The 16,861-nt window shown below is 66.5% G+C and carries 17 protein-coding genes; 11 read left to right on the forward strand and 6 right to left on the reverse strand.

Annotation, left to right across the window (positions count from 1 at the left end; all coding sequences use genetic code 11):
- Positions 1–258 precede the first annotated feature (258 nt).
- From ABJO18_RS10180 to ABJO18_RS10195, 4 genes are all read left to right on the forward strand, one after another.
- Complete coding sequence (locus ABJO18_RS10180; RefSeq protein ID WP_348509434.1) at positions 259–924, forward strand: phospholipase; 666 nt, start codon at positions 259–261, stop codon at positions 922–924.
- 218 nt (positions 925–1,142) lie between these two features.
- The gene (locus ABJO18_RS10185) at positions 1,143–1,709 is read left to right on the forward strand and encodes an HNH endonuclease (RefSeq protein ID WP_291889177.1); all 567 of its coding nucleotides are present in this window, start codon (positions 1,143–1,145) and stop codon (positions 1,707–1,709) included.
- A 22-nt stretch (positions 1,710–1,731) separates the two neighbouring features.
- Positions 1,732–2,244: a DUF1697 domain-containing protein gene (locus ABJO18_RS10190; RefSeq protein WP_348509435.1), complete on the forward strand. Its 513-nt coding sequence runs from the start codon at positions 1,732–1,734 to the stop codon at positions 2,242–2,244.
- An 88-nt stretch (positions 2,245–2,332) separates the two neighbouring features.
- Positions 2,333–2,725, forward strand: a complete 393-nt coding sequence (locus tag ABJO18_RS10195; RefSeq protein WP_348509436.1) for an RcnB family protein — start codon at positions 2,333–2,335, stop codon at positions 2,723–2,725.
- Positions 2,726–3,026: 301 nt separating this feature from the next.
- Here the strand turns inward: ABJO18_RS10195 and ABJO18_RS10200 are convergent, their stop codons facing one another.
- Positions 3,027–3,857 (reverse strand): penicillin-binding transpeptidase domain-containing protein, encoded by an 831-nt coding sequence (locus tag ABJO18_RS10200; protein ID WP_348509437.1) that lies wholly within the window; start codon positions 3,855–3,857, stop codon positions 3,027–3,029.
- Positions 3,858–4,026: 169 nt separating this feature from the next.
- Between ABJO18_RS10200 and ABJO18_RS10205 the strand changes: the two genes are divergently transcribed.
- From ABJO18_RS10205 to ABJO18_RS10225, 5 genes are all read left to right on the forward strand, one after another.
- Positions 4,027–4,428 carry a hypothetical protein gene (locus ABJO18_RS10205; RefSeq protein WP_271188074.1) on the forward strand — a complete coding sequence of 134 codons (402 nt, stop codon included), beginning with the start codon at positions 4,027–4,029 and terminating at the stop codon, positions 4,426–4,428.
- A 65-nt stretch (positions 4,429–4,493) separates the two neighbouring features.
- Positions 4,494–5,072, forward strand: a complete 579-nt coding sequence (locus ABJO18_RS10210; RefSeq protein ID WP_348509438.1) for an RNA polymerase sigma factor — start codon at positions 4,494–4,496, stop codon at positions 5,070–5,072.
- The gene (locus ABJO18_RS10215; protein ID WP_348509439.1) at positions 5,059–5,448 is read left to right on the forward strand and encodes a DUF6768 family protein; all 390 of its coding nucleotides are present in this window, start codon (positions 5,059–5,061) and stop codon (positions 5,446–5,448) included. Before ABJO18_RS10210 ends, ABJO18_RS10215 begins: the two co-directional genes overlap by 14 nt.
- 161 nt (positions 5,449–5,609) lie before the next feature.
- Complete coding sequence (rpoH, locus tag ABJO18_RS10220) at positions 5,610–6,497, forward strand: RNA polymerase sigma factor RpoH (RefSeq protein WP_348509440.1); 888 nt, start codon at positions 5,610–5,612, stop codon at positions 6,495–6,497.
- A 130-nt stretch (positions 6,498–6,627) separates the two neighbouring features.
- Positions 6,628–7,740: a DUF481 domain-containing protein gene (locus tag ABJO18_RS10225; protein ID WP_348509441.1), complete on the forward strand. Its 1,113-nt coding sequence runs from the start codon at positions 6,628–6,630 to the stop codon at positions 7,738–7,740.
- A gap of 83 nt (positions 7,741–7,823) precedes the next feature.
- On the opposite strand, the gene ABJO18_RS10230 is transcribed toward ABJO18_RS10225, so the two are convergent.
- Both ABJO18_RS10230 and ABJO18_RS10235 read right to left on the reverse strand, forming a co-directional pair.
- Positions 7,824–10,493, reverse strand: coding sequence for a YadA-like family protein (locus ABJO18_RS10230; RefSeq protein WP_348509442.1), 2,670 nt, complete (start codon positions 10,491–10,493; stop codon positions 7,824–7,826).
- Between the two features lie 399 nt (positions 10,494–10,892).
- Positions 10,893–11,579, reverse strand: a complete 687-nt coding sequence (locus ABJO18_RS10235; RefSeq protein WP_348509443.1) for a lysoplasmalogenase — start codon at positions 11,577–11,579, stop codon at positions 10,893–10,895.
- A gap of 67 nt (positions 11,580–11,646) precedes the next feature.
- Here ABJO18_RS10235 and ABJO18_RS10240 point away from each other — a divergent pair, with 67 nt between their 5' ends.
- Complete coding sequence (locus tag ABJO18_RS10240) at positions 11,647–12,894, forward strand: alpha/beta hydrolase-fold protein (RefSeq protein WP_348509444.1); 1,248 nt, start codon at positions 11,647–11,649, stop codon at positions 12,892–12,894.
- A 37-nt stretch (positions 12,895–12,931) separates the two neighbouring features.
- Here the strand turns inward: ABJO18_RS10240 and ABJO18_RS10245 are convergent, their stop codons facing one another.
- Entirely contained in the window at positions 12,932–14,230 is a 1,299-nt protein-coding gene (locus ABJO18_RS10245) for a trypsin-like serine protease (RefSeq protein WP_348509445.1), read from the reverse strand.
- Between the two features lie 201 nt (positions 14,231–14,431).
- On the opposite strand from ABJO18_RS10245, the gene ABJO18_RS10250 reads away from it, so the two are divergent.
- A complete protein-coding gene (locus tag ABJO18_RS10250; protein ID WP_348509446.1) occupies positions 14,432–14,863 on the forward strand; it encodes a hypothetical protein in 432 nt (143 codons plus the stop codon).
- Here the strand turns inward: ABJO18_RS10250 and ABJO18_RS10255 are convergent.
- Positions 14,860–15,684, reverse strand: a complete 825-nt coding sequence (locus ABJO18_RS10255; RefSeq protein WP_348509447.1) for a PhzF family phenazine biosynthesis protein — start codon at positions 15,682–15,684, stop codon at positions 14,860–14,862. The two genes, ABJO18_RS10250 and ABJO18_RS10255, sit on opposite strands and share 4 nt — an antisense overlap.
- A 6-nt stretch (positions 15,685–15,690) precedes the next feature.
- The gene (locus tag ABJO18_RS10260) at positions 15,691–16,530 is read right to left on the reverse strand and encodes a thioredoxin family protein (RefSeq protein ID WP_348509448.1); all 840 of its coding nucleotides are present in this window, start codon (positions 16,528–16,530) and stop codon (positions 15,691–15,693) included.
- Positions 16,531–16,861: the final 331 nt, after the last annotated feature.

Consider the following 16,861-nt stretch of genomic DNA (forward strand, 5'->3'; position numbering starts at 1 on the left):
ACGGGCATTGGCCGCTCGCGGATCGGGAAGCTCGGAAAACATCGGCAGCACTCCAAAACAAGACACCAACCGAATCCGCAACACCAATCAACGCAACCTCAAATCTCATATGCGATTCCCCTGCCCCCCAACGGGGAGAGGGCAGGGTGAGGGGCGGCCGCGGGAGCGGCCCGCTAAAAGTCCCGTACACCCAATCCCCTTGCCCCCGGCGCCCGCATCCCGCTATCTCGGGAGACGCAGACCATACCGGAGCCTTTAATGTCACGACCCATCGACGGACCCCGCCTGGCCCCGCGCGACGGACAGGCGCCGAAGAAACTTGTGATCTTCCTGCATGGATACGGGTCGAACGGGCAGGACCTGATCGGGCTGGGCCAGCACTGGGCGAAGGATCTGCCGCATGTGCAATGGGTGTCGCCGAATGCGCCGGACCCGGTGCCGGGGGCGCCGGACGGGTATCAATGGTTCCCGATCTCCAATCTCGACCCGCAGCGCATCGAGACCGGCGCCAGCGCGGCCTGGCCCATTGTCGATGCCTTCATCGACCAGGAATTGCACCGCTACCGGCTGAGCGAGCAGGACCTCGTCCTGTGCGGCTTCTCCCAGGGCACGATGCTGTCGCTGCATGCCGGGCTGCGGCGCAAGCGGCCGCTGGCGGGGATACTGGGCTTTTCCGGAGCCCTGCCGGGCGGCGCGCGCCTGAAGGAGGAGATGGCCTCGACGCCGCCTCTCATGCTGATTCATGGCGACCAGGACCAGGTGCTGCCGCTGGGCTTCATGTTCGACGCGCTCGAACATATCGCCGCCGCCGGGCACGGGGCGCAGTGGCATATCTCGCAGGGTATTCCGCACTCGATCGGCCAGGACGGTCTGGAACTGGGCGCCCACTTCCTGGGCCGTGCCCTGTCGGGCCGCTACCTCTAGCCCGGACAGGCCCTGCCGGGCCGACACGCAAGATTCTCAAGACCGTCATAGGCGTGTCACGCGAATAGCTGTAACCTTCCCCCAAGCCCGGGATGCGAGATGATTCGTCGAAACGAATCCGCGTCTTGAGCGCGACGGGAGGTGAGCTTTCAGGACGCTTGTCCAAAAGACACACCCCCTCAGCGGCCGCTCCGGCGGCGTTGTCGAGGGAGGTCGCCATGCAGGTGCTTGATCGGGCGCCGCAGGGATGGCCCTGTCTGGTCCTGAATGCGGACTATCAGCCCCTGAGCTACTGGCCGTTATCGACCTGGCCCTGGCAGGAAGCCATCAAGAATGTCTTCCTCGAACGCGTCGCCGTCGTTTCCCATTATGACGAGGTCGTGCACTCGCCCTCTTTCGAGATGCATGTGCCCTCGGTCGTGGCGCTGCGCGACTATATCGCCCAGGACCGTTCGCCCGCCTTCACGCGCTATAATGTGTGGCTGCGCGACGGTTTCAAATGCGCCTATTGCGGCGCGCCGGGCGTCGACCAGCTGACCTTCGACCATGTCATCCCGCGCCGCCAGGGCGGCAAGACCAGCTGGGAAAACATCGTCGCGGCCTGCGGGCCCTGCAATCTGAAAAAGGGCGGCCGCACCCCGCGTGAGGCGGGCATGCCGCTGCGCCGTCCGCCGCAGCGGCCCAACATGCACGAGCTGCAGTCGCAGGGCCGGAAATTCCCGCCGAAATTCCTGCACGAAAGCTGGCTCGACTATCTCTACTGGGATATCGAACTGGAACGCTGAACCGCGGTTTCCGGACGACGCCATGCCCACTCACATCGCCCTTCTGCGCGCCGTCAATGTCGGCGGGACCGGGAAATTGCCCATGGCCGAGCTGCGGGCGATGGCCGCACGGATAGGCTTCGACAATCCGCGCACCTATATCGCCAGCGGCAATCTCGTCTTCGAAAGCGCGATGCCGGCGGACGAAGCGCGTGCGGCGCTGGAAGCCGCGCTGGAGGCCTATGCCGGCAAGCCGGTGGGCGTGATCATGCGCTCGCCCGAAGCGATGCAGGCCGTCCTCGACGCCAGTCCCTTCCCCGAAGCGGCGGGAAATCGCTGTATCGTGCATTTCCTCGACGCGGCGCCGCCGGCCGGTCTGGAGGCGACGCTGCGCCACCGGGCCGATGAGGAAATCGCCGCCGGTGAGCGGGAAATCTACATCCACTATGGCGAGGGCATGGCGCAGTCGAAACTCGTTGTTCCGGCAACGAAAACCGGCACCGGCCGCAATCTCAACACGGTCGCGAAACTGATCGCCCTGGCCGCCCGCGGCTGAAGCTCGCCCTCCGTCGACAGGGCCTGGCCGGGGAACTCCGGCCGCGTCCGGCCGTTTCACCTCCTGTCCCCAGTGAAGGAGGTTGGACATGACACATTTCCATCCGTCCGCGACTTGCAGGAATATTCTGCGCGGCACAGTGGCGGCCGCCGGGCTGGCCCTGCTCGCCGGCGCACCCGTACAGGCCGACCCGCCGCACTGCCCGCCGGGCCTCGAGCGCCAGGGGCGCTGCGGGCCGGGCGACCATCACCGCCATGATCGCCGTGACGAAGCCCGTGCCTATGAACAGGGCTATCGCGACGGCCAGCGCGATGCCTGGCACGTCGGCGACCGGTTCGAGCGCGAGGAGTATGTCGTGGTGCGCGACTACAGCCGCTATCGCCTCTCGCCCCCGCCGCATGGCCACTACTATGTGCGGGTCGATAACGAGGTGCTTCTGATCGATGCGGCGACCCGTATTGTCGCCGACCTGGTTGACTGATCGGGACCGGCTTCCCGGCCTGCTTTCCCGGGGTGCGAAAATTTTTCAGCACCCCGGGAACCAAAGCGTCAGGCGGCCGTTTCTCCGGCAAGAACAACGCAAACAAGAGAGCCCCGCCATGAGGCAGAAAATCCGGCTGTATTTTTACGCCATTGCCTTCGTCAGCGGTTCGCTCGTGCTGATCTTCGGCGGCGGCCCGGCCACGCCGTAACACGGATCGGGAAGCGGGAAGGCCCGGTGCCCCCTACGTCCCAAACGCCACTTGGTGTTTCCGCTTCCCGATACCCTTCTCAACTCCCGGCTATTCAGCCCCCTCGGGCAGAACACCCAGAGCGATCAGCGCTGCAATCGCGGCCGGCCGGCGCCGGGCGACATCGGCGCGCTCCGGCATGTCCATGTTCAGCGCAAAGGCCCAGGTCTCGCCGGGACGTTCCACCCAGCCGACATACCAGCCCGTATCCAGCGCCGCGTCGCGGAAACGCCAGCCGGTCTTGGCATAGAGCGTCCAGGGACCGCGATCGTCTTCCCCCGTGGCGACCTGCATGATGCCGCGGGCCTGGGCCATGGTTTGCGCGGACACCGGCAGCCGGTCCAGCGCCAGGCGTTCCAGAAAATCCACCTGCTCGCGGGCGGAGATCTCCAGCGGCCCGTCCAGCCAGTATTGCGTCAGGTCGGCCTCGCCGCCGATCGTTTCATTGCCATAGTCGAACCGGTCCAGCCAGGCCGCCATGGTCTCGCCGCCCAGCGTGGCGGTCATGCGCTGATAGACCCACACCGCCGAGACGCGGAAGGCACTCGTCATCGTCTGGTCCTGGTTCCAGACATCGAAAGCGCGTGTCTGGCCATCCCATTCGAAATGCGTATCCGGATCGGCAAAGCCGGTCTCCAGCGCAATCAGCGTGTGCGGGATTTTCGAGGTCGAGGCCGGCGGGAAGCGGATCGCGCTGCGGTCCGCATTGACCACCCATTCCGCACCGTCCTCGAGACGGCGGGCGATGAAGGTCGCGGTCTGTGCATCGACCCCGGCGCTGGCGAGGGCCGCGTCGAGATCCGGTCCGGCCGGCTGGGCGGCGGCCGGTGCCGCCTGAAACAGCGCCAGCGCGGCAGCGATGGCGATAACGGGTGTGCGCATGTGGAGTGTCCTCTTGCTTGATTGGCGGCCGTCTTCTGCCGTCGCGGGCAGGCAAATTTGCGGCGCGGGCGGGGCCTTGTCAGGGTTTTGTCAGGGCGGCCGGTTTACACCGGGCGTTAATGCATCCTGTGCTAGCGTCGGCCATGGATGCCCATAAGGAGGTGTCGCCATGGCCAAGACGATGACATCGAGCTATCGCCGGATCTCGGACCATTTCGAGCCGGACCTGGTCGAGGACCCGGTCGAGCAGCGCAAGCGCCGCGGCCATCTCGAACAGATCGACTATACGGTGTTTGCCGCCAATCAGGCCGTGATGAGCAAGACGATCCATCACGTCACCATCGAGGATTTCCAGAACCTGGCCCTGTCGGCCTCCAAGGCGCGCGGCGCCTGGGTGGATGCGGCCATGTCGGCGGCGCGTTCGCGCTCGCCCCTGTCGGAACAGGAAGTCCAGCGGCTGACCCATTTGCGGTCGGCCTATGACGAGCTGTGCGAGGCCTATGAGGCCATGCGGCGCATGGTGGAACGCGGCTATCTGCGCTTCCAGGCCGGCGTTCCCAAACGCGATTGAACCGGTTCGCGCATTTCGGGCACCTTTGACCTGACGGCAGGTGATCGTCGGTCAGGAGCGGTCCGGTGCGGCGCGACGTCCAGAGAATTTTCCAGGAAAGCCAGGTGCTCGCGGCACAGGCGGGCGACCGTCCGGCCTTTGAGCGCCTGACCGCCTACTGGCAGCCGCGCCTTCTGGCCCATGCCCGGCGGCTGACCGATACATCCGACATGGCGCGCGACGTGCTGCAGGACGCCTGGGTGGATATCGTCCGGGACTTGCCGCGTCTGCGTGACCCGGTCGCGTTTCCGGCCTGGAGCTATCGCATCGTGACGCGCAAGGCGGCGAAGGCGGTTTCCCGTATCCAGCGCACCCGCCGCACGGCCGATGATCTGGCCAGCGATCCCGGTCACGAGCGGGTCGAATGGCCCGTGGCCGAAGCCCGGTCGGATCTTGCCCGGGTGTCCCGGGCCATTGCGGCCCTGCCGCCGGCCCAGCGGGCGGCGATGGGTCTTCACTACATGGACGGATTCTCGGTCGCCGAGATCGCCGTGGCGCTCGGGATTCCCGCCGGAACCGTCAAGACACGCCTGATGCATGCGCGGCGGAAAATCCGCGCCGCGCTCGAACCTGACAGAGAAGGAGACAGTGATGACACGCAGTGACAGTGAACTCGACGCGCTCATCGCCGAAGCGCTCGATGCCGACGACAGGGCTCTTTTGGCGGAGTTCGAGGATGAGCCGGGCTATTTCAGCCAGGCGCTCTCGGTGTTCCGCGGCAAGCTCGCTTGGGTGATGTGGGTGGCCTATATCACCAACATCATCGGGGCCGGACTTGCGATCTGGGGCGCCTGGCAGATGTTCCAGACGACCGATCCGGTGATGACCGTCCGCTGGGCGGTGCTGATCCTGGCCTCTCTGGTGATCGGCCTGTTCATGAAGTCCAGCCTGGGCAACCAGATGATGACCAATCGCACCCTGCGCGAGATCAAGCGCCTGGAGCTTCAGATCGCCCGGACAGGGCTGCCGGAGAAAGCCTGAGCGCCCGGCTCGGTCATTCACGAATGACAGTCATGCACATCACAGCACTGTGAGGGGCTAACATTCGGCGTATTCGGTTCCTAAATAGGCTTCGGACGCGGCATCCGGGGGGCGTGAAAATGACGCATGCCCGCAGGCTGCCGAAGGGATAGGATGTCATCATGGCCAATGCAGTTTCAGTCGCGCTCTCGCCCGAACAGGGCCTGTCGAGCTACCTGGCGGAGATCCGCCGCTTCCCGATGCTGTCCAAGGATGAGGAATTCATGCTGGGCAAGCGCTGGCGCGAGCACGAGGATTCGGAAGCCGCCGAGAAGCTGGTGACCTCCCACCTGCGTCTCGTCGCCAAGATCGCCATGGGCTATCGCGGCTACGGCCTGCCGGTCGCCGAGGTGATCTCGGAAGGCAATGTCGGCCTGATGCAGGCGGTCAAGAAATTCGATCCGGAAAAGGGTTTCCGCCTGGCGACCTATGCCATGTGGTGGATCCGTGCCTCGATCCAGGAATATATCCTGCGGTCCTGGTCGCTGGTGAAGATGGGCACGACCGCGGCCCAGAAGAAGCTGTTCTTCAACCTGCGCCGCATGAAGAGCCAGATGCAGGCCCTCGAGGAAGGCGATCTCAAGCCGGAACAGGTCGAGGCGATCGCCACCAAGCTGGGCGTGACCACCGAGGACGTCGTGTCGATGAATGGCCGTCTGTCCGGTCCGGATGCCTCGCTCAACGCGCCGCTGCGCGGCACCGAGGGCGAGGGCCAGTGGCAGGACTGGCTGGCCGATGATGGTGCGGAAAGCCAGGAAGACGAGCTGGTCCAGTCCGACGAGTTCGACACCCGCATGACGCTGCTGCAGTCGGCCATGGGCGAGCTCAATGAACGCGAACAGCACATCCTGCAGGAACGCCGCCTGACCGAAGAGCCCAAGACGCTGGAAGAACTCGCCGACCAGTATGGCGTATCGCGCGAGCGTATCCGCCAGATCGAGGTCCGTGCTTTCGAAAAGCTCCAGAAAGCCATGAAGTCCATGGCCGCCGAGCAGGGCCTTCTCAACTAGAGCGTTTCAGGCGAAACCGGACACCGGTTTTGCGCTTCAAAAACACGCGGTTCCGCACCTTTTGCACTGTGCATGTCTGGACCTGGCGGCCGCTGGCCGTTAGGTCTGCCGGCACATGAAAGGTTTGCGTATGCGTGTTCGTCTGACCCCGCTTCTCGGCGCTGCGGTAATGCTCTGTCCGTCAACGGCTCATGCCGAACTGTCCCGCGAGTACCGGGCCCTGCTGGCCGCCGCCGATGTGCGCCAGGATGACGAAGAATTCCTTGCCACGGCCGACCTGATCGCCACCGTCACACCGGGCGGCCGCTCCGATGTCCGTGCCGCCGTCGCCGAACTGCTGCCGCGCCGCCTCGATGTGCTGCGCGCCTGGGACCAGACCGCCCGCGACACGGTCGCGCTGGAGCCGGAAATCGTCCAGGCCGCCCGCCGCGGCACGCCGCAGGTCACCATTGTCGATGCTCCGGATACCGACGACGAGACGGTGGCCGCGCCTTCCGGGGCCGGCACCACGGAGCATGACAGCGGCACGGACGCGGTCGAGACCGGCGAGGCGGAGACGCCCCGGACCGCGCACTGGCCCGGCCGCATGGACTGGCTGCATCCCTATCACTGGGACGGCCGCGCCAAGGCAGGCCTCGCCATCGACAGCGGCAATACCGACCAGACCAATTACTCAATGGCACTGGAAGTCAGCCGTCCGCTCAATGGCGGCTGGGGTTTCGACGGCAAGACGGAATATTTCTACACCGAGAATGCCGGCAATGTGACGCGCGACCGCTGGCTGGTCGAAGCCCGCGGCGAGCGCCCGACGGTCGATGCCTGGAGCTTCTATCTCGGATCCAGCTATGAGCAGGACCGCATGTCCGGCTTCGACTACACCGCTGTCCTGTCGGCGGGTGCGACGCTGCACGCGCTCGATGACGACCGCACCAGCTGGGTCCTGCGCGCCGGTCCCGGGGCCCGCCACCGCGTGCCCACCGATGAGGGCGGCGAGACGCAATGGGTGCTCGAACTGGGCTCGGTCTATGATTTCGCGGTGACGGAAACCGCGCAATTCTCCTCGGAGACCACGCTTCTGGCCGGCCCGGCCTCACGCGCCGAGCAGCGCTTCAAGCTGACCACCGCCATCAGCGAGGACTGGGGGGTCGAGCTGGGCTATCGCGTCAAGCACGAGTTCGATGCCCAGCCCGGCCGCGAGGAAACCGACAGCCGGCTGGACTTCTCGATCGTCCACGAATTCTAGGCGTCCACGAATTCCAGGCGTCCATGAATTCCAGGCGCCCCGGATCCCGGGCGCCTGGAGTTCGAGCGGGTGGCGCAGCGGGGCTACCAGCCCCACCGCACGCCGGCACGCGCACCGACATGGCCGGTATCGCTGCCGACCCCGACGCCGAAGTTCGCCGACATGCGGCGGTCGATCCGCGCTGCACCGGAAATCGCCAGACTGTTCGAGCCGCCGTAATAACCCCAGTTGGCGGACAGGGCGAACTCCTCGTTCGATTGCAGCCAGGTCGAGCCGGCCAGCGCGTTGGCGATGGCGATACCGTCGGTGTTTTCCCGGATGCCCCGTGAGTTGCGGTCGGCCTGTATGGCCAGCGCGTCGAAATCGATCTGCAGGGCCGACACGTCGGACTGCAGGCTCGAGATCGCCAGCTCATTGGTCGTGATCCGGTCCGAATTGCGCGCGATATTGGTCGTATTGGACGCGATGGCGACCGTATTGGTCTGGATATTGGCGGCGTTCTTGTTGATGTCGGTCCGGTTGGCGGCGATGTTGCCGGTATTGGTGTCGATGTCGGCACGGTTGGTGCCGATATCGCCGGCATTCGTGTCGATGTCATTGCGCAGATCGCTGACATCGATCGTACCGCCACCGCTGCCAAGCCCGGCCTTGATCGCGGCGATCTCGGCGGTATTGGCGTTGATCGCGGCGAAGGTCGCGCCGCCATCCCAGGCCAGATTGCCGTTGACATCCGTCGTCACCAGACCCGTTGCTCCGCTCTGGGCAGCAAGGCTGGCTGCCGAGGGCAGGCCGGCCATCGTATAGGTGCTGGACGCGGTTCCCACGACGATCTGGCCGGCCCGGCCGGTCTGCGCTCCGAAACCGATCGCCCAGGAATTGTCGTAGTCGGCGCGGGCACCGGCACCGATGGCACCGGAATTTTCGCCATTCGCTTGCGCGCCCTTGCCGAAGGCGCTGGCACCGGCGGCAGAAGCCAGGGCGGCTTCGCCCACGGCGGTGGTGTCGGTGGCAGAGGCTTGCGCGTTCTCACCGATGGCGGTGGCGCTGTCACCGGTTGCCAGGGCCGCCATGCCGAAGGCCGCCGAGTCGGCCCCGGTCGCCTGGGCGCCTGCGCCGACCGCCGTGGATCCGGATGCGATGGCCCCGTCACCGATGGCAACAGCGCCGATATTCGAGGCGACTGCGCCCCGGCCCATCGCGATGGCGCCTTCCTCTTCCGCTGCGGCATCCTCGCCGATGGCGATGGCATCCTCGCCCGTCGCGCTGGCGGCCGTGCCCGCCGAGTTGACCGCGAGATAGGGTGAACCGCCGCCCGACCCGCCGCCGGACTTCAGCGATGCGATGTCGGCCGTGTTCTGCGCGATATCGGCCGTGTTCTGGGTGATGTTGGAGATGTTCAGCTGGACGGCCTGATTGGTCGCGTAAAGCTGGCTGCCATTGATGGCGTCGGTCGATGACGACGAGATATTGCCGTCGTCGACATTGACGATCCGGCGCTCGCCGCCGGCAAAGCCGACCGACACGGTATCGGCCGCATTGGCAATGGAGTTGGCGCCGAGGGCCACCGAGTTATCCGCCAGCGCGGAGGCACTGTCGCCAAGCGCCGTGCTGTCCTCGGCCTCGGCCAGGCTGTTGCCGCCCAGCGCGACGGCATAATCCGCCGAAGCTTCCGCAAACGCACCCATCGCCACGGCGCCGAACCCGGTCGCATCGGCGTCATTGCCGCCGGCAAAGGAGAATTCCCCGTTGGCCAGGGCACTCTCGCCGAGGGCTGTGGCATTGGCGGCCGAGGCCTCGGCGCTCTGGCCGATCGCCACAGTATTCTCGGCGGTCGCCTCGGCGCCTTCGCCGACGGCTGTGGCATCGTCGCTGTCTGCGGTGGCGTTTGCGCCCACAGCCGTTGCCTCGCTGGCGTCGGCCAGCGCGCCATTGCCCAGCGCGGTCGAGTCGAAACCGCTGGCTGTCGCTGCCCCGCCCAGAGCCGTCGACCATTCGCCCGAGGCGATTGCCTCATTGCCGACGGCGACGGCATCCACTTCGGTTGCCGCTGCGCTTTCACCCACCGCCACGGCCCATTCTGCCGAGGCTTCCGCGCCTTGGCCCACGGCGACGGTATTGTCGGCCGTCGCCAGCGCGCCTTCGCCGATGGCAGTGGCATCATCGCTGTCGGCGGTGGAATTCGTGCCCACTGCGGTGGACTGGGCACCGCTGGCTTCGGCCTGATAACCAAGGGCCACGGCCTCGTTGCCTGTTGCCGCGGCGCTTGTTCCTACGGCTGTCGAGCGGTCATTGGCGGCATTGGCCCCGACGCCGCACTGGGTCGAGCTGGCACCGTCACCGACGGCACAGCCGGCTGTCGCATTGGCGACTTGCGGCGCGACGATGCCGCCGCTTGCGGCATTCGGACTGGCGGCCGCAGGGGCGTCGGCAAAGCCCTCGGTCGTCACATCGAGGGCGCCCGATGCGCTGAGCTGGGCGAACAGCTGGCAGCTGGCGAGCTCGGCGTCGGACTGGCTGCAGAATTCACCGATCGCCTGCGCCAGGATGAGGGTCTGCAGACGGCTCTGCTCGACCTGCCGGTAGAGCGCCTCCTCACGCGGCGAGAGCCGGGGCTCCGCCTGTTCCAGGGGCGTGCCCTTGCCCACAGTCCGGAACGTGTCCTTGTCCGACGGCAGGTCGGCCAGCGCCGGCCCGGCCAGAAATCCGGCCAGGATGGTGGTGAGAGTTGTTCCCGTGATCAGGTTATTGCGCATGATGTCCCCCGCACAGTCCGGCGGGGCCTTAACCCGCCGTTAACTTTTTCAATCCGGTCGAACGCTATCCTTGCGCCAGCAGGCGCCTGACCATCAGGCGCCTGACCATCAGGCGTCTACCCGGTCGCAGCCCCTGTTGCGGGCGCACGCCGGGTCCGGAGATTGTCTGCTTTGTGTGGCGCGTCCTCGCGAAATGGCACGCAAGCCGGCTTGCCGGGCTTGCGCGGTTTCTCGCTGGACGTGCCGTCCCGTCCCAGTCTCGCCGGCGGCGTTGCCGGCCGGGAAACTAGAGCGCAAGCACGGTCTCTTGTCACCGGAATGCCGGAATTTTTCGCCGGCAGGGCGAGTGGAAAGCGCTAAGTCTCTGTTAGGTTGTGTTTGAATGGTGCGCCAGCGGCATCAGGCGCCGACGCGGGCCTCGGCCGACTTGCTGTCCAGCGCCAGTCCCAGCGCGATGCCGGCCTGGCCGAGATAGTATGTCACCCACACCACCGGTCCGGCCCATTCCAGATAGCCGGTGAAGAGGCGCACCGCGAGTACGCTGTCGGAGACGAGGAAGAGGAGGGCGCCAGCCGTGGCCAGTGGCGGCACGCGGCCGATCACGGCAAGCACGGTCATCACCAGGATGATGCCGTTATAGATCGAGGCCGGCAGCTGGAGATCGCCGAAATAGGGCTGCAGCCAGCCCAGCATCACCACGCCATAGGCCGCCAGGGCGAGCGCCGCGATCCGCGACCAGCCGCTGCGGCCGCCATCTTCCAGCCGGATGCGGGCAAACAGGAAGATGTAGACCAGATGGCCGAGGCCGAAGGCGGCAATGCCCAGCGGCAGTTGCGAGGGCTCCAGCGCCAGGAAGATATCGCCCAGCGATCCCAAAAAGAGGCCCAGTGCGAGGATGCGATGTCCGTGGATAAAGGCGAACACGGCCAGCAGAACGATGCCGGCGGCCTTGATCGCCACATCGGCGGGGTAGGGGGCGGAAAGGCCAAAATCGTCAAACAGATAGGTCAGGGCAAACAGGGCCGACAGGGCCAGTATGATCTGCGAACGGCGGTCGCCGGCCAGCGTGCGAAGCGTGGATGTCATTGCCTGTCTCCCCTCAAGGCTGCAACAGGCTAGACTGGCCGGCGCGGCGGCAAAAGGTTTCTTTGGCATGTGGGGAAGATGGGGATGGGGTCTGGTCGCGCTCGCCCTGTTGTGCACGCCGCCCTTGCGCGCCCAGCCGCCGCAGGCTGTCGCGGCTGCAATCGCGATGCTGGACGAACGCCCTCATGCCGGCGAGGAGGCCTGGCGCGGCCTGTCGGCGCACGGCCTGCCCCTCATCGAGCCGCACCCCGATGACGACGCGCTTGCCCGAGTCACCTTCATCTTCAAGACGGCACCTTCGGTCAGCGGCGTCCGGCTCGACAGCGTCATCGCCGCGCCTTACGCCCGCCAGCCGGTCACCGACTATGTCGACGACTTCACCCTGCCGCTCCAGAGCATCGGCGAGACCGGTATCTGGTGGATCACGCTGGACGTGCCGCGCGAGATCGAGGCGGTCTATTCCTTCCTCGTCTTCGACGGCGAGCGCTGGCAGCGCCGGTCCGATCCGCACAATCCGCGGCATCTGCGCGGATCCGGGGCCGAGGCCGTCCTGCGTCTCGACCGGGCCCCCGATCTGGCCCCGCAGCGCCCCTGGCCGTCGCGACGTCAGCGCGAGCCGGAATATCTCGATCTGGAGAGTGGCGCCCTGGACAGACGTGTCACTGTGCAGCTCTACCGCAACCCTGATGCAACACTAATGTCACCGCTATTGGTGATCTATGATGCCTTTTTGTGGGGGGTACGTGCGCCCGCCTGGGAGATCGCGGCCAACCTTGCGGAGGCAGGCGATATCCCGCCGGTCAACCTCGTCCTGATCGACCAGCTCGACCCGGTCAGCGAGACCCGGCGCTATGACGACCAGGTCCGCTTCCTCGCCGACGAACTCCTGCCGGCACTGGCGCAGCAGGGCCTTGAGCCGGCACCGGAGCAGATCATCCTGGCCGGTGCCTCCCGCCGTGGCCTCGCTGCCACCCGCGCCGCGCTGCAGCGGCCGGAGGTGTTTGGCGGCGTGATCTCCCTGTCGGGGTCGTTCTACTGGGCACCGGAGGGGGAGGCGGCGGAGTGGCTGGGCCGCGACCTGCCGCCGGTCGGACCCCGGGCGCCGCGCTTTTATCTGGCGGCAGGCCAGCTGGAATATGTCGAGACCAGCACCAATGGCGGCCACGTCATGCTGGACGCCAACCGCCGCTTCCGCGACGCTCTGACCGCCGCCGGTTATGAGGCAGAGCTGGCGATATTCCCCGGCGGACACGGCATTGCCGGCTGGCGCCATGCCCTGGCAGACGGCCTCGTCGCGCTTCTGGGGGAAGAGTGAGGGGGCTTCCCCCGCTCACGCAGGGGAAGCCCTGTTGCTATTTCGGCGGTTTGCCGGGACCGCGCGGGCGGGGGCTGTCATTGCCGATCCGGCCGGCGATGAAGTCGTCCAGATAGGGCAGCCAGCCTTCCGAGCGCGTCGCGATATAGATCATCGGGCCGCCGGGGTTGGACCGGAAATTCGAGTCCGTCGCGACGATGAAATACTCGTCGCCCTCGCGCACCATGAAGGGCGAGCCCGAGTCGCCGCGGGTGGTATCGCAATTGTGCGCCATGGTGTTGTCGTTGAAGACCTCGACCATGTGGCAACCCAGATTGCCCGACAGGTGGGTACCGGTATCCCAGCTGTATCCGGCCTGGAACAGGTCGGCCTCCAGCGCCCGCCGCGCGCCGACCGTTTCGATCAGGCCGCGGGCACCGACATGACCCAGCTCGGCACCGAGCGGACGGTCGATGCGCAGCAGCGCCCAGTCGGTTCCGTCCAGGTCATCGGTCGAGGAAAAGCGCTCCTCGTCCCAGTCGGGCGAATTGAAATAGTCGATCACCCGCGCTTCCAGCGGACCGCCCTCGCGGGCATAGGCCGTGCGGAAGACACCGCGCGCATCCAGCCGGCCCTCCTCGCTGATGCAGTGCGAGGCGGTGATCAGCACCGTGTCGGCGATCAGCGTCGCCGTGCAGGCGCCACCAGCGTCGAAATCGACCTGGCCGATGACGGTCCAGGGAAAGACCGAGGTGTCCATGAAGACCCGGTCGTCATGGCCAAAATAGTGATCGTTGATCCCCATAGGACGGTCGCGGCCGATGCAGTCGGCGCGGTCGGTGCGCTCGGCGCAGGTGCCGTCGCCCACACCTGGCTCATTGCACACGCCGTCGAAGGCGGTCTCGCAGCTATCATTGCGGAAGCGCAGATGGATGATCTCGCCGCAATCATTGAGGTCGGTGGCCTGGGTGCAGGCGCCGGTGCCGAAGCCCGGCTCGTCGCACTCGCCATCATTGGCCCAGCGGCAGGAATTGTCTTCGACACCCTCAACGATACGCCAGCAGTCGGAATAATCCGTGCCGCGTTCACAGGCGCCGGTGCCGAGACCCGGATCGTCGCACTCGCCATCATTGGCCCACTGGCAGGTGTCATTGCCGGTATAGCCGCTCGCCGCGGGCGTCGCGCCGGGCTTGGGCGGCTTGCCCTGGAGCCAGCGGGACAGGTCGCGGCTGGACAGGCGTTCGGCGTCCGGTGACGGCGCTCCGGCCAGAGCCGGCTCGTCCCGCGCATCCTGGGCAGCGGCCAGTGGCGAGACAGCGAACAACAAGGCAGCAGCAATCCAGACGCGACGTTTCATGACTTTCCTGTCCCCCAATGCTCAGGCCATGTGCTCAGGCGCTTATCCGCCAGTTCAGCGGCAAAACCAAGTGTGACCCTGATTATCAGAGCGTCACAAAGATGACCGTCCCCTGAACAGGGCATTCAAGCCAGGTTCGGGCCGGCTGTGGCTGTATGGCGGACGAGGAGGGCACCGACCTGACAGGAAAGGACTGAGATCATGATCGGTATCAAGACCATAGCCGCTGCCCTGGCACTTTCGACCGTCGGCAGCATTTCCGTCGCCGGCGCGGCCCAGGCGGATACCTGGGTGCTCAACGCGTCCGCGTGCCCGGACCTGCGCGAAGACCGCCGCGACCGCCGGCACTATGAAGGCCGGCGCGATCGCCGCGAGGATTTCCGGGACCGCCGGGTGATCGACTGTCCGCCGCGCGCCTGGCGCTATGAAGCGAGCCGCTGGGATCGCCACCATGGCCGCCCGCGCTATGAGCGCAGCCGCTATGCCTCGCCGGGCCTGGTCTACCGTTCGCGCGATGGCGGTTTCTACGTCGCCGACCGCTATGGCCGCCGCCAGTGGATCGATGTGCGGATCGAGTATCCGCGCCGTGGCTGGCACGACCGCCCGCATGGCCGCCCGTACCGAGGCTACTAGGCGTCCGGCAGGATGATCGCACCGTCCAGATAGCGGGGCGCGTGACCGTGGAAGGTGACGCGCCCTGCGGCCGGTTCCACTTCGAGCCGGCCGGGGCGGGGGCCGATCTGGCGGGCCGTCAGGCGGGCCTCACCCAGGCGATCCGCCCAGTAGGGCGCAAGCGAGCAGTGGGCCGAGCCGGTCACCGGGTCCTCGTCAACGCCGGAAGCCGGCGCGAAGAAGCGCGAGACGAAATCGACCGCGTCGCCCGGCGCGGTGATGATCACATTCTTGCCGATGGTGCGAAGCTGTCCGAGATCGGGGCGGACGTCCCGCACGGTATCCTCATCCGCCAGAACCCACATCTGATAGCGCGCGCCGTGAATGCGCTCGATATCGAACACGGCGTCCAGCTCGTGCCCGGACAGGCCCAGCGCGTTGCGCGTCGCGGTATCCGGCTTGCCGGCCTGAAGGCCGACCTGCGGCAGATCCATCGTGAAACCCGCTGCGCTGCGGCTGACGCTCAAAGGGCCGGAGCGGGTCTGGAAATGCGCCGTGTCGCCGCGTACGGCACCGGTCTCCAGCAGTACCGCGCCGGCTGCGAATGTGGCGTGGCCGCACAGATCGACCTCGACCGCCGGCGTGAACCAGCGCAGATTCCACTGGTCCTTGCCGCGCGCGACCACGAAGGCCGTTTCGGACAGATTGTTGGAATTGGCGATGCCGGCAAGGACCGTGTCGTCCGGAAAGGCGTCCATCACGCAGACACCGGCCGGGTTGCCGCTGAATGGAACGTCCGGATCGGCGAAGGAATGGATTTCGTAATAGGGCAGGCGGGTCATGGGGCGTTACCAGACAGAGGAGACATGCGGCTCGAAATCGAGCGCGAGATCGGGTTCGTCGGCATCCAGCGCGGCCACGGTCTCGATCGTCACAGGGGCGTCGCCGGCATGCGCGCTCAGCGCTTCGGCGACCAGGCTGCGGGCGCGTGATTGCAGCCGGCCGATCTGGCGCGGCAGCGCCCGGCGCCAGGCTTCCACCTCGCCGTCCAGCGCGTCGAAATTCTCCGGCCGTTGGGAGGCGGGGAGGGCGCGCCAGTCGGCGATATCGCGATAGGCCCGGGCGAGACGGGCGGCCTCCTCGTCCTCGAAGACCTCGATCTCCAGCAGCATGGCCTGATAGGTCAGCGAACCTTCCAGCAGGCCGGCCGAGGCCGGGCCCTGATCCGCCCATTTGGCAAACCAGGCGCGCGCCTCCTCGACGGGTGTCGAGGCCGCGCTCGACCAGTCATTGCGGGCCTCACGGTTCAGCAGGATTTCCTCATCGGGATCGACGATCAGGACGGTCGGCGTCGCATAGAGCGCGGCAATGCCGAACCGGGCGGCCACGTCCTGGTTTTCATTGCGCCAGTCCACATCGATGAAGCGGGTCACATAGGACTGTTCCAACGTGGCCGCGAGCTCGGGGTCCTCGAAATGATGCGCCAGGCCGCGGCTGTCATGGCACCAGTTCGCGCCGAGAACCAGCAGCAGACGCTTGTCCTCGGCCCGCGCCTGCGCGAGTGCGGCATCGACGACCGGCATGGCGTCGTAATTGCCGTCGAAAGGCCGCGGATGACCGTCCTCGGCCGCAGCGATAGCGGGCATGAGGAGAAGCAGGAAGCCGAGCACGGCGGCAGTGATGCGCATGAAGAGCCCTCATTCTGTGGTGCCGCCAGAAAAGCACGGAGACAGGGCGGCGGCCAGAAGAACACCCATCCTTCCCCTTGACGGGGAAGGTGCCCGGCACAGCCGGGCGGAAGGGGTGAAACCCGGTGTTCGCGAATTCGCAAACACCTCGCCCCCACCCCCTCCGGCCCGCGGCTTGCGCCGCGGCCCACCTCTCCCCGTTGGGGGGCAGGGGAATCGCATATGAGATTTGAGGTTGCGTTGATTGGTGTTGCGGATTCGGTTGGTGTCTTGTTTTGGAGTGCTGCCGATGTTTTCCGAGCTTCCCGATCCGCGAGCGGCCAATGCCCGT

Origin of the sequence: Maricaulis sp., assembly GCF_039978735.1 — a bacterium.
Lineage (GTDB): Bacteria > Pseudomonadota > Alphaproteobacteria > Caulobacterales > Maricaulaceae > Maricaulis.